8 protein-coding genes are annotated in these 13,147 nt (G+C 68.8%); 3 read left to right on the forward strand and 5 right to left on the reverse strand.

All coding sequences use genetic code 11. From position 1 onward, the window contains the following. Positions 1 to 231 precede the first annotated feature (231 nt). On the forward strand, positions 232 to 1,662 hold the full coding sequence (locus tag ELQ94_RS07760; RefSeq protein WP_127048861.1) for an MFS transporter: 1,431 nt from the start codon (positions 232 to 234) through the stop codon (positions 1,660 to 1,662). Positions 1,663 to 1,824: 162 nt separating this feature from the next. On the opposite strand, the gene ELQ94_RS17740 is transcribed toward ELQ94_RS07760, so the two are convergent. After that, the gene (locus ELQ94_RS17740) at positions 1,825 to 2,811 is read right to left on the reverse strand and encodes an endonuclease domain-containing protein (protein ID WP_127048864.1); all 987 of its coding nucleotides are present in this window, start codon (positions 2,809 to 2,811) and stop codon (positions 1,825 to 1,827) included. 236 nt (positions 2,812 to 3,047) lie between these two features. Between ELQ94_RS17740 and ELQ94_RS07770 the strand changes: the two genes are divergently transcribed. Beyond that, positions 3,048 to 5,087 (forward strand): ABC transporter ATP-binding protein, encoded by a 2,040-nt coding sequence (locus ELQ94_RS07770; RefSeq protein ID WP_127048866.1) that lies wholly within the window; start codon positions 3,048 to 3,050, stop codon positions 5,085 to 5,087. A 217-nt stretch (positions 5,088 to 5,304) separates the two neighbouring features. Here ELQ94_RS07770 and ELQ94_RS07775 read toward each other — a convergent pair whose 3' ends face one another. After that, positions 5,305 to 7,182, reverse strand: a complete 1,878-nt coding sequence (locus ELQ94_RS07775; RefSeq protein WP_127048868.1) for a phosphoenolpyruvate carboxykinase (GTP) — start codon at positions 7,180 to 7,182, stop codon at positions 5,305 to 5,307. 122 nt (positions 7,183 to 7,304) lie between these two features. On the opposite strand from ELQ94_RS07775, the gene ELQ94_RS07780 reads away from it, so the two are divergent. Then, positions 7,305 to 8,744 carry an XRE family transcriptional regulator gene (locus ELQ94_RS07780; RefSeq protein ID WP_127048870.1) on the forward strand — a complete coding sequence of 480 codons (1,440 nt, stop codon included), beginning with the start codon at positions 7,305 to 7,307 and terminating at the stop codon, positions 8,742 to 8,744. 48 nt (positions 8,745 to 8,792) lie between these two features. Here the strand turns inward: ELQ94_RS07780 and manD are convergent, their stop codons facing one another. The 3 genes from manD to ELQ94_RS07795 are packed head-to-tail and all read right to left on the reverse strand — an operon-like array spanning position 8,793 to position 13,145. Continuing rightward, positions 8,793 to 10,031 carry a D-mannonate dehydratase ManD gene (manD, locus tag ELQ94_RS07785; protein ID WP_127048872.1) on the reverse strand — a complete coding sequence of 413 codons (1,239 nt, stop codon included), beginning with the start codon at positions 10,029 to 10,031 and terminating at the stop codon, positions 8,793 to 8,795. Further along, positions 10,028 to 11,848 (reverse strand): beta-glucuronidase, encoded by a 1,821-nt coding sequence (uidA, locus tag ELQ94_RS07790; RefSeq protein WP_127048874.1) that lies wholly within the window; start codon positions 11,846 to 11,848, stop codon positions 10,028 to 10,030. Before uidA ends, manD begins: the two co-directional genes overlap by 4 nt. A gap of 10 nt (positions 11,849 to 11,858) precedes the next feature. Beyond that, complete coding sequence (locus ELQ94_RS07795; protein ID WP_243696914.1) at positions 11,859 to 13,145, reverse strand: mannitol dehydrogenase family protein; 1,287 nt, start codon at positions 13,143 to 13,145, stop codon at positions 11,859 to 11,861. Between the last annotated feature and the right edge of the window lie 2 nt (positions 13,146 to 13,147).

The raw sequence follows: 13,147 nt of genomic DNA on the forward strand, positions 1-13,147 counted from the left end.
CGCGGGCGGTCCTCGGACGGTGACGCGAGGCGACACCCCGGGCGTCGGCGGAGCACGGGACCCGCCGAGGATCCCCGGTCAAGCCGAACCTGCGAACTGGCGGTGAATTCCGCTCGGGCGTATGGTTACGTGGTCCGTCACGAGCGGACCCCAGCTTCCACCGTCGGTCCCGGGCACGAACGGCGTGCCGGGCAACGGTCCACACCTCTCTCTTTGGACCCTCGCACCGCTATGTCACGCACAGCCTCCGTTCCCTCGGGCACGACGCCCGCCAATCCCCGTTCCCGCGTCATCCTCGCGAGCCTCGTCGGCACGACGATCGAGTTCTACGACTTCTACGTCTACGCGACCGCAGCCGTTCTCGTCTTCCCGCGCCTGTTCTTCCCGGCCGCCGACGAGACGACCTCGCTCCTCGCCTCCTTCGCGACGTTCGGCGCCGCCATGATCGCGCGTCCCGTCGGCGCGGTGGTCTTCGGCCACTACGGCGACAAGTTCGGGCGCAAGGCGACCCTCGTCGCCTCACTGCTCACGATGGGAATCGCCACCTTCCTCATCGGCGTCCTGCCGACGTACGAGAACATCGGGTGGTTCGCCGCTCTCCTCCTGCTCGTCCTGCGCCTCGCCCAGGGCTTCGCGCTCGGTGGGGAGTGGAGCGGCGCGGCCCTCGTCGCCACGGAGAACGCACCGAAGGGCAAGCGCGCCTGGTACGGCACGTTCCCTCAGCTCGGTGCCCCGCTCGGTTTCATCATCGCCAACGGCATCTTCCTCACCATCAACGCCGTCCTGCCGAACGCGGACGCGCCCGGCACACCGTCCCAGGCCTTCGACGACTGGGGCTGGCGCATCCCGTTCCTGTTCTCGGCCGTCATGGTGATCATCGGCCTGTGGGTGCGACTGCGACTGGTCGAGTCCACGACCTTCCAGAAGACGGTCGACCGCGGTGCCGTCCGGAAGCTCCCGCTCGGCACCGTCCTGAAGTCGAACTGGCGCGAGCTGATCCTCGGCACGTTCATCATGCTCGCGACCTACGTGCTGTTCTACCTGATGACGAACTTCACGCTCACGTACGGGACGAAGGCCTCCGACGTGGACGCCGCCACCGCGAACGCCCAGGCCGCCGCGGAGGCCGCGGGTAACCCGTTCAACGAGGAGGCGTTCCGCGCCGCCTTCTACCCGGGACTCGGCTACACCTACACGGACTTCGTGCTCATGCTCATCTTCGGTGTGGTGTTCTTCGGCATCTTCACGCTCGTGTCCGGTCCCCTCGCCGACCGGTTCGGCCGCCGCAAGACGCTCATCGTCGTGACCGTGCTCATCATCGTGTTCGGGTTCCTCTTCGTCCCGATGCTCGGTGGCGGCACGCCGGCCGTGATCCTCTTCCTCGTGCTCGGCTTCGCTCTCATGGGGTCGACGTTCGGGCCGATGGGCGCGCTGCTCCCGGAGCTCTTCCCCACGAACGTGCGGTACACGGGTTCGGCGATCAGCTACAACGTGAGCTCGATCCTCGGCGCCGCCCTCGCGCCGATCGTGGCGCTCTGGTTGTGGTCGTCGGCCGACGGCAGCCCGTTCTGGGTCGGCGTCTACCTGTCCGCTATGGGTGTCCTCACCCTCGTCGCCCTCATCCTCTCCAAGGAGACGAAGGACATCGATATCGACCGCTGACCGGTCCACACCTCGACCCACCTCCGGCCCCGCCCGACCGCGCCCGGCCTCGCCCCGTCCTCCGCAAAGTGCGGACTTCGGCTCTCTCCTCACGCGAAGTGCGGACATTCGTCCCCCGTTCGTGGGCTCAGACAGCAGAAGTCCGCACTTCGCGGGAGGAGGTCAGCGTCGTCCTCGCCGATAGTGGGCGTGAATGCTGGTGTAGATGTGCGAGGGGTCACGCAGGCCCGACCGCGTCACGCGGATGACGCGCCACCCGGCGTCCTCCAACTCCACCGTGCGCCTCACATCCCGATGCCACTGAGCGGCGTCCGTTCGGTGGTGATCACCCTCGTACTCCAGAACGAGCCGGTGCTCCACATCGACGAGGTCACCTCGAGCGATGAAACGTCCGCCGATTCCTCGGATGTCGAAATTGGGACGGAAACGGGTGAAACCGCCTTCGACCAGGAGGACCCGGAGTCGCGACTCCATCGGAGATTCCGATCGACCATCGAGGAGTGACAGAGCTTGTCGAGCCCGAGGGCGGCCGCGCCGACGTGGATGGTGCTCGATCAGCTCCGCGACGGTGTGCCAGGCGGCCTCTCCCCATCCACGCACGAGGACATCTCCCGCGGCGACGAGCTCCGGCAGAGTCAGGAGAGCGGCGAGATCGGTCCACGTGCGTTCGACTGTCGTGACGGGTATCCCATCGACCCGTGTTCGATCCGGCGGAGTGAGGTGCATCCGATGACCCAGAACGCCCGCCGCATCGACCGGCCGACGGCCATACGGGGTCCCGACGTGGAGTCCGACCCCGAGACATCGAGCGGGGAGGGGGAGTCCGTGGACACGGGCGGCCGTGCTGTGCGAGAAGAGCGCATTGTCGGGCATCCGAGGTATGAATTCTCGGCACGCATCCTCGAGCGTGCGGGACTCCTCCGTCGCACGCACGCCCCAATGAGGCGCATGAAGATCACTCGAGCGCAGCCGTCCGCGACTCACTCCCTGGGCGAGTGCTTCGGTGACGGAGAAGGGCGCGTGTGCGAGAGGATCCGGGAGCGGTCGAGATCTCATACATGGACTCTCGCGAAATCGGCGCACCATCGATGTGCATCTCCGTCGATCTGGGGACGGACGCCGGGCCCCTGGTCCGTGGACGACGGTCATTCGAACGCACCACCATCCCCGTTCCGGTGCGGACAATCGTCGCCTTTTCACTCACGAACACGACGAAAGTCCGCACTTCGAGGAAGTAAAGGACCAAAGTCCGCACCTTGGCGAAAAGCGGGGCGGAGAGGCACGGGGAGTCGAGTGTGCGGGGCGGTTGGTCGGTGTCACAGGTGGGCGGAGTACCGTTCTCCCTGGGCACGATCCCCTTCCCTTCCCCGACAGGACTGCACCGCATGACGAGCGCCACCTCATCGACCACGCCAGCCGAGACGACGGGTCGTGGCGGCGGCCGGCGGGGACGACGCGGCGCCGAGATCGATGAGGGCCCCCGCGCGCGCTTCAGCGAGCTCCTCCCCTACCTCTTCGAACACAGTCGGATCCTGTGGTTCATCATCGTCCTGAGCATCCTCGGCGCGGCGGCGTCCCTCGCCCAGCCGCTGCTCGTGAGCCAGGTCATCTCGATCGTCGAGAGCGGTGATTCACTCGGCACCCTCGTGTGGCTGCTCATCGGACTCGTGGTCGTGAGCGGACTCATCAGCGGCTACCAGCACTACCTCCTTCAGCGGACCGGAGAGGGCGTCGTGCTCAGCTCGCGCAAGCGACTCGTGTCGCGCATGCTGCACCTCCCGGTCTCGGAGTTCGACGCCCGGCGGACCGGCGACCTCGTCTCGCGCGTGGGCAGCGACACGACCCTGCTGCGCGCGGTGCTCACGCAGGGTCTCGTCGAGGCCGTCGGCGGCGGGGTCACCTTCATCGGCGCCCTCATCGCGATGTTCATCATCGACCCGGTGCTGCTCGGGCTGACAGTGCTCGTGATCGCCGTGTCCGTCGTCACCGTCACCCTCCTGGCCGCCCGGATCCGCGTGGCGAGCGCGCGTGCGCAGAAGAAGGTGGGCGATCTGGCCGCGGCCGTCGAACGCGCGATCAGCGCTGTGCGGACCATCCGCGCGGCCGGCGCGACCGAGCGCGAGATCCGCGCGATCGACGAGGACGCGACGGGTGCCTGGCGCATGGGAGTGAGCGTCGCGAAGATCTCGGCCCTCGTCGTGCCCGTCGCGGGCATCGCGATGCAGGCGTCGTTCCTCGTCGTGCTCGGAGTGGGCGGATTCCGCGTGGCGTCCGGTGAGCTCACCGTGGCGAACCTCGTGGCCTTCATCCTCTTCCTGTTCATGATGATCATGCCGCTCGCCCAGGCCTTCGGCGCCATCACGGCGACGAACCAGGCGCTCGGCGCCCTCGGGCGCATCCAGGAGATCATCGGTCTGCCGTCCGAGGACGCGCGCGACGCGGAGATCGCGGCCACCGCGTCCGCCCCGAAGACCCCCGCGTCCGACCAGCCGGCGATCTCCTTCGACGACGTGGTGTTCGCCTACGCGTCTCCGGCCTCGACGGGCTCGGCCGGCTCGGCCGACTCGTCGGCAGGTGCAGGTGCAGGTGCAGGTGCAGGTGCAGGTGCAGGTGCAGGTTCCGCGACGGCGACCGCCGGTGTCTCCGGTGCCCCCGACGCGGGTGCGGCCGCGTCGGCGAGTCCCACCGAGTCCGTCTCGGCCGACGGGCAGGCCGAGGACGCCGCGGACCGCCGCGGTCCGGGCGACCCCGTGCTCCGGGGCGTCAGCTTCTCGGCGGCCCGCGGACGCCGCACGGCGCTCGTCGGCCCGAGCGGGGCGGGCAAGTCCACGATTCTCGGTCTCATCGAACGCTTCTACGACCCCGCGTCCGGCGTCGTCCGGCTCGACGGCGTGGATGTGCGTTCGATGCCGCGCGACGAGCTACGCGCCCGCATCGGCTATGTGGAGCAGGACGCCCCCGTCCTCGCCGGCTCCATCCGTCAGAACCTGCTGCTCGGGAACCCCGCCGCCACGGACGAGCTGTGCATCGACGTGCTCCACGCGGTGAACCTCGGGGATGTACTCGACCGCGACCCGGCGGGACTCGACGCCCCGGTCGGCGAGGACGGGATCATGCTCTCGGGCGGCGAGCGCCAGCGGCTCTCGATCGCACGAGCCCTCGTGGCGGCTCCCCCGATCCTGCTGCTCGACGAGTCGACCTCGAGCCTCGACGGGGTCAACGAGCAGAAGATGCGGCTCGCGATCGACGCGGTCGCGGCGGACCGCACGCTCATCGTCATCGCGCACCGGCTCTCGACGGTGGTCGACAGCGACCACATCGTGGTGCTCGAGGAGGGCCGCGTCGTCGGTACCGGAACCCACTCGGAGCTCGTCGCCTCCACGCCCCTCTACCGCGACCTCGCGAAGCACCAGCTCCTCGTCTGACCCCTCCTCTACCCCCTGAAAACTTCCTATGTGCTCGAATTTTCGAGCACATAGGAAGTTTTCAGGGGGTAAGGGGGGGTGGGGGGTCGGGTGGTGACGCAGATCGGTCCCGCCAAGGTCGACCTGCGTCACCATCCGGGCCACCACCCCGAGTAGGCGGCCGAGCGTCGCCGAGCGTCGCTGGGCGACGCCGGCGGGGATGGGGAGGAGGGGCGAGTCAGGTACGGGCGAGGCGGTAACGGAGCGCGGCGAGTTCGGTCGACAGAGCGGCGGGTAGACGCTTGCCGAACCGGGCGAAGAACTCCTCCGTGAGGTCGGCCTCCGCGCCCCACGACGCCGTGTCGACGGCGAAGAGACGCTCGAGAGCGCCGTCGGCGAGATCGAGCCCGTCGACGTTCAGATCGTCGAGCACGGGGAGTCGACCGATCGGCGACGTCTCCGCCTCGACCTCGCCGGTCAGCCGTGCGGCGATCCACGCGAGGACCCGTGCGTTCTCGCCGAATCCCGGCCAGAGGAAGTCCCCCTCCGGTCCCTTCCGGAACCAGTTCACCTGGAACATCCGCGGAGCCCGGTCGAAGCGCAGCTTCTCACCGATCGATAACCAGTGCGCCCAGTGGTCGGCCATGTTGTAGCCGCAGAACGGGAGCATCGCGAACGGGTCGCGGCGCAACTCCCCCACGGTCCCTTCCGCCGCGGCCGTCTTCTCCGACGAGATCGTCGCGCCGATGAAGACGCCGTGGCGCCAGTCGGTGGCCTCGACGACGAGGGGCACGTTCGTCGCCCTCCGTCCTCCGAAGAGGATCGCGTCGATCGGGACGCCGTCGGGCACCTCCCAGTCGTCGGACATCTGCGGGCACTGCGCGGCGGCCACCGTGAACCGCGAGTTCGGGTGCGCGGCGGGCCGACCGCTCTCCGGCGTCCAGTCCTCGCCCCGCCAATCGAGGAGGTGGGCCGGTGGGGTGTCCGTGAGCCCCTCCCACCACACGTCGCCGTCGTCGCGCAGTGCGACGTTCGTGAAGATCGTGTTGCCCCAGAGCGTCTCGACGGCGGTGACGTTCGTCGACTCACCGGTACCCGGCGCGACGCCGAAGAAACCGGCCTCGGGATTGATCGCCCAGAGCCGCCCGTCGTCTCCCGGTCGCAACCAGGCGATGTCGTCCCCGAGGGTCTCGACACGCCATCCGGGGAGCGAGGGACGGAGCATCGCGAGGTTCGTCTTCCCGCACGCCGAGGGGAACGCCGCGGCGATGTGGAACGACCGTCCCCGCGGATCGGTGAGCTTGATGAGCAGCATGTGCTCGGCGAGCCAGCCCTTTTCCCGCCCCATCACGGAGGCGATCCGCAGCGCGAAGCACTTCTTCGCGAGGATCGCGTTCCCGCCGTAACCGGAACCGTACGACCACACCTCCCGCGTCTCGGGGAACTGCACGATGTACTTCGTCGCGTTGCACGGCCACGCGACGTCCTCCTGGCCCGGCGCGAGCGGTGCACCGACGGAGTGAACGGTCGCGACCCACGGCTCCCCCGACTCGATGAGGTCGAGCACCCGATCGCCCATCCGCGTCATGACACCCATCGAGAGCACCGCGTACTCCGAGTCGGTGAGTTGCACGCCGAGCTGCGAGAGCCGACCGCCGACCGGGCCCAACGAGAACGGCACGACGTACATCGTGCGCCCGCGCATGCTGCCGGCGAAGACGCCGTCGAGCTCGGTGCGCATCGCATCGGGAGCCACCCAGTTGTTCGTCGGCCCGGCGTCCTCCTCGTCGCTCGTGCAGATGAAGGTGCGCGACTCCACGCGAGCGACGTCGTCGGGGTCGGTGCGGGCCAGGAAGCTGTTCGGCCGCCACTCGGGGTTGAGCCGGATGAGGGTCCCGTCCGCGACGAGCTGCTTCGTGAGGCGATCGGACTCGGCCAGCGAGCCGTCGCACCACACGATCCGGTCCGGCTCGGTGAGGGCGGCCACCTCCTCGACCCAGGCGCGGAGCGCGTCGATGCCTCGGTGGATGTCGCTCCCCGGGCGGGTGGCCTGCGGCGTGATGGCGATGTCGCCGTCGGCCGTGGGACCGCGGTCGGTGATCTGCGCGATGCTCATTCGAGATCCCTCCATCGGAATCGTTCAAGAAGTAGTTTCGTTGTCAGTCTGAAGCCGATTCGTCGACAAATCTTGTCGAATCAGGTGGAAAGAACGTTGATTCTTTCGCTATCGTCAAGCTCATGACTTCGACTCATTCCGAGCTCGACACTCTGGGACACCGTCTCCGGCATTTCCGGACGGCCGCGGGCCTCACCCTCGATGCACTCGGCGAGCGCGTCGGCGTGGCCCCGAGCCAGCTGTCGCTCGTTGAGAACGGCAAACGCGAACCGAAGCTCTCGACCCTCCAGGCTCTCGCCCGCGAGCTCGGACTCGACATCGCGGAGCTGCTCTCCGGAGAGCCGCCGAGCCGGCGCGCGTCCCTCGAGATCGAACTCGAACGAGCGCAGAAGGGGGCGCTGTACGCATCTCTCGGGCTCCCCCGCGTACGGGTCACGAAAGGAACCTCCGACGAGACGCTCGAGGCGGTCGTCGGTCTGCATCGCGAGCTGCAGCGACGCGCGAGCGAGGCCATCGCGACACCGGAGGAGGCGAGACGGGCGAACACGGAACTCCGGGAGCTCATGCGCGCGCAGGACAACTACCTCCCCGAGATCGAGGCGCTCGCCGAGGAGCGCGTGCGCGCCGCCGGCCACACCTCGGGCGCCCTGACCCACCGAACGGTCGGCATCATGGCGGAGCAGCTGGGCTTCTCGCTCATCTACGTATCCGATCTCCCAAGCTCCGCCCGGAGCGTCATCGACCTCGAGAACGGCCGCATCTACCTGCCGCCGGCGTCGATCCCCGGCGGCCACGGCTTGCGCTCGATGGCGCTGCAGGCGATGGCTCATCGCGTGCTGGGGCACGAGCGGCCGGAGAGCTACGCGGAGTTCTTGCGTCAGCGGCTCGAGATCAACTACTACGCCGCGTGCTGTCTCATGCCTCAGACCGCGGCCGTCACCTTCCTCACGCAGGCGAAGAAGGACAAGAACCTTGCGATCGAGGACTTCCGTGACGCGTTCGGCGTGACGCACGAGGCGGCCGCCCACCGGTTCACGAACCTCGCGACCTCGAAACTCGACATGCGCATGCACTTCCTGCGCGTCGGCGGCGACGGCGCGCTCCTGCGCGGCTATGAGAACGACGGACTCCCGCTACCGAGCGACGTGACGGGCGCGATCGAGGGTCAGTCGGTCTGCCGGAAATGGAGCGCACGCAGCGCCTTCGACCGCACCAACCGCACGACGGAGCTCTACCAGTACACGGACACGCCCGCCGGCACATACTGGTGCGCGACCCAGACGGGCTCCACGTCCGACGGGGAGTTCTCCATCAGCGTCGGCGTGCCTTTCGACGACGCCCGCTGGTTCCGAGGCCGGGAGACGACCGAGCGCGCCGTCTCGACGTGCCCGGACGAGGCGTGCTGCCGCCGCCCGTCCGACGAGCTCACAGCACGGTGGAAGGACAAGGCGTGGCCGAGCGCCCGCGTGCATACGCACACGTTCGCCCCGCTCCCCCGCGGCACGTTCCCGGGTGTCGACGACACCGAGGTGTACGAGTTCCTCTCGCGCCACGAGTCGTGACGAGAGACGGTGCGCGCCGGCACGTTCGACCGGCGCGCGCCGCACCGGTCACCAGTCGTGCACGGTCCCGTCGGCGAGGCGGTTGTACGGCAGGTAGGCCTGCTGGTACGGGTACTTCCCGGCCTCGTCCACGTCGAGCTCCACGCCGAGCCCGGGCTTCTCGCCCGGGTGGAGGAAGCCGTCGGTCCAGGTGAAGGACTGCTGGAAGACCTCGTCGGTCTTCTGCCCGTGCTTCATGTACTCCTGGATGCCGAAGTTGTGGATCGCGAGCCCGAGGTGCATCGCGGCCGCCATGCCGACGGGCGAGATGTCCGTGGGGCCGTGCATGCCGGACTTGATCTGGTACTGGCTCGCGTAGTCGAGCACCTTCTTGAGGTGCGTGATGCCGCCCGTGTGGGTCACCGCGCTCCGCACGTAGTCGATGAGCTGCTCGCGGATGATCTGCTGGTAGTCCCACACCGAGTTGAAGATCTCGCCGATCGCGAGCGGCGTCGTGGTGTGCTGACGGACGAGACGCAGCGCCTCCTGGTTCTCCGCGGGCGTGCAGTCCTCGAGCCAGAACAGATCGTACGGTTCGAGGCTCTTGCCGAGCCTCGCAGCCTGGATCGGCGTCATGCGGTGGTGGGCGTCGTGGAGGAGCGGCAGTTCCGGCCCGAACTCGTTGCGCACGGCCTCGAACACGGTGGGGATGTGCCGCAGGTAACTGCGGGTGTCCCAGTCCTCTTCAGCCGGGAGGGCGCCCCGCTGAGCGGGCTCGTGGTCGTAGCGCACACCTGAGTTGGCCTCGAAGGTCGCGTTCGACGCGATCCCGTAGATCGACTTCAGCCCGGGCACGCCCGTCTGCACGCGGATCGCCCGGTAGCCCTGCTCCTGGTGGGAGCGGATGCTGTCGAAGAGCTCGTCGTTCGTCTTGCCCGAGGCGTGACCGTACGCGAGCAGACCGGTGCGGGACGCCCCTCCGAGCAGCTGGTACACGGGCATACCGGTGGCCTTGCCCTTGAGGTCCCACAGCGCCATGTCGACGGCGGCGATCGCGGCCATCGTGACGGGTCCGCGGCGCCAGTAGGCGCTGCGATACAGGAACTGCCAGGTGTCCTCGATCTTGTGCGCGTCACGACCGATCAGGAGCGGCACGACGTGCTCGGAGAGGTAGCTCACCACGGCGAGTTCGCGCCCGTTCAGGGTCGCGTCGCCGAGGCCCGTGAGCCCGTCGTCCGTCGTGAGTTTGAGCGTGACGAAGTTGCGGTCAGGGCTCGTGACGATGACCTCGGCTTTGTCGATCCTCATCGATCTCCTCCTTCTGTAGCGGTTCCTGCTGCGATACCCGCGGCGGCGTCACGCATCGCGGTCCACCGGGACTTCAGTATGCGGGCGACGGACTTGGGACGTCGATCCCTCGTGAAGACACCCTTCTTGTTGCCGTCCACGCGGATGATGCCGGCCTTGGTCTGGAAGTCGGCGAAGTTCCAGATCTGCTCGCCCTGGACGGCCGGGATGCGGTCGAAGACGCGGTGGTACATCGCGAGGAAGTCGATCTGGTACTCCTCGCTCCACGGCGAGGGCACGGCCTGGTGGAGGCCTGCGACCGTGTCGACGCCGTACTCGGTCATGAGGATCGGCTTGTCGTAGGTCGCCGCCCAGCCGAGCAGCTCCTTCTCGAGCTCGACCTCGGCACGTGCGAGGTCCCCCGTCTGCTGGTACCAGCCGAAGTAGCGGTTGAGGCAGATCACGTCGAACATGTCGACGATGAGGTCGTTGTCGAAGCGGGCGTCGCCCTGATTGGCGAAGGTCACGGGCCGCGTGGGGTCGAGCTCGCGTGTGAGGTCGACGAGCGGTTCGAAGTATTCCCGCGCACCCTCCTCGGCGGAGGCCGGCTCGTTGGCGATGCACCACATCACGACGCTCGGGTGGTTCTTGTCGCGAGCGATGAGCTCGCGGATGCCCTGGGCAGTGGCATCGCGGGTCACGTCGCTCATGGTCTCCGGGGAGAACGTGGGCTTCCTCGCGCCCCCGAGGATGCCGCCGGCCATGTTGATGTTCATGCCGACGGCGGCCGTCTCGTCGATCACGACGATGCCGTGCCGGTCGGCGTAGTCGAGGACCTCCTCGGCGTACGGGTAGTGGGAGGTGCGGAACGAGTTCGCGCCGATCCAGTCGAGGAGGGCGAAGTCGTGCACGAGGAGCACGTCGTCGTGACCCTTGCCGCGGAACGGGGCGTCCTCGTGCTTGCCGAAACCGGTGAAGTAGAAGGGCTCGTCGTTGATGAGGAACTGCTGCCCCCGCACCTCGACGGTGCGGATACCGACCGGGAGCGTGTAGCTGTCGCCGTCGCGTCCGTCGCCGAGCACGACCTCGAGGTCGTAGAGGTACGCGGCGCCTGGCTGCCAGAGCACCGGATCGGTCACGGTGAGGGTGCCCGTCGCGCCGTCGGCCGAGGCGACCTCGCGGCGGTCCTCGTCGCGCAGCACGACGCGCACGTCGCCCCCGTTCGACGTGTCGACCGCGAAGTGCACGCTCGCGGTTCCCGAGCCGTCGCGCGTCGTCGTGACGGTGACGTCGCGGATGTGGTCCGGCGCGGTGGCCGCGAGGTGCACGGAGCGGTGGAGCCCGGCGTAGTTGAAGAAGTCGTGGCGGTAGAGCTGGGTCGGCGTGCCGTCCTCCGCCGTCCCGACCTCTCCGGGCGGCACCGTCGCCGACGTCAGCCGGTTGTCGACCGCGACCGTCACGAGCACCTCTTCGCCGGGCGCGGCGAGCGAGGTGATGTCGACCTCGAACGGCGTGTAGCCGCCCTCGTGGTGGGCCACGCGCTCGCCGTTCACGAAGACGGTCCCCGTGTGGGTCACCGCGTCGAAGCGGAGGACGATGCGGCGCCCGGTCCACGTGCTGGGGACGACGACCTCGCGCTGGTACCAGACCACACCGATGTGGTCGCGGATCTCGGCGTCGGCGAAGACGTCGTTGTAGCTCGCGGGAACGGGGGCCTGCCGTGGGGTGACCATCCGACCGCGCCAGGGCTCGTCGCCGACCTCGTGGTCGAGGGCGAACGACCAGAGTCCGTCGAGCGATCGCAGATCGCGGGATCGGGAGGCCTGGGGCTTCAGCATTGAATCTCCTTCAGTGGGTGGGTGCGCTCGTGGCGCGTGAGGTCGTGATGAGGTCGGTGACGAGATCGACGACGGCGTCATCGACGGAAGCGTCAGCGATCCGTTCCAGGGCCGATCGGACGGCCGCGTGCTCGGGCGTTCGGCCGTCCGAGAGGCGGGCGAGATGGGCGGCCAGAGCCACCGCTGCGGCGGTGCCCGAGCGCCCTGCGGCACGTTCCGCTGCGATCACCGGGAGAATACGCACGCGCAGCTTCGCCTCGGCACCCGTCGCGATCTGTTCCAGTGAGTGTCGGATGGCCGAGTTGCCGAAGCGACTCGCGAGGTCGGCGCGGTAGCGATCGAGGTCGAGGTCGTCCGGCAGGTGCCGCACGCACTCGTCCCAGAAGCCCTCGACGGAGGAGCGCAGGACCGGGTCGGCGAACGCCTCGTCGACGAACGCGTGCCCGCGGCCCGGTCCGGCCGCCGCGAGCAGCGTGTGGGCGCCGTTGAGCAGCCACAGCTTGCGGCGCTCGAACGGCTCGACGTCGTCGACGATGCGCGCGCCGGCCGTCTCCCAGGCCGGCCGCCCCGCGGGGAAGTCGTCCGACATGGTCCAGTCGGCGAAGGGTTCGGTCACGACGACGCACGGGTCACGGAAGCCGGTGAGGGCCTCGGCCGTTTCCTCGTCGGCGGTCGTGGACCGCGGCGTGATGCGGTCGACGGAGCTCGAGACGAAGCCCACGCTCTCCTCGACCCACGCCGCCGTGTCGGGACCGATCGCGTCGAGGAGCGGACGGAGCGCCGCGCGGAGGACAGCGCCGTTGTCCGGCAGGTTGTCGCAGCTCACGAGTGCGACGGGCCCAGCACCCGCCAGGCGACGCGAATCGAGCGCGAGGGCGAGGCGCCCGAGGGCGGTGGCCGGGTGATCGTCGGCGGAACGGTCGACACCGGCGAGGAGCAGTCGGTCGGCCTCGAGCTCATCGGACCATTCGTAGCCGGCCTCCGTGATCGTGAGTGTCACGACGGACGTGTGCGGATCGGCGACGGACCGCATGAGATGGTCGACATCGCCGCCGTCGACGGCCTCCGTGATGATGTCCATGACCGTGGCGCGATCGCCGCCCTCCCCGCGCTCGATGAGCGTGTAGAGGCCGTCCTGGGCCTGGAGGGCGTCGGCGGCGTCCGGACGGCGACCCGAGTAAGCGGTGATCGCCCACCGATCGCCATCGTGCGCTCGCGCCGTGAACCACGCCTGGTGCGAGCGGTGGAAGGCACCGAGTCCGATGTGCACGATCAGGCGGTCCGGGGTGCGGCGCACCC

The organism is Labedella endophytica (genome assembly GCF_003990045.1).
In the GTDB taxonomy this organism is placed as follows: Bacteria; Actinomycetota; Actinomycetes; order Actinomycetales; family Microbacteriaceae; genus Labedella; species Labedella endophytica.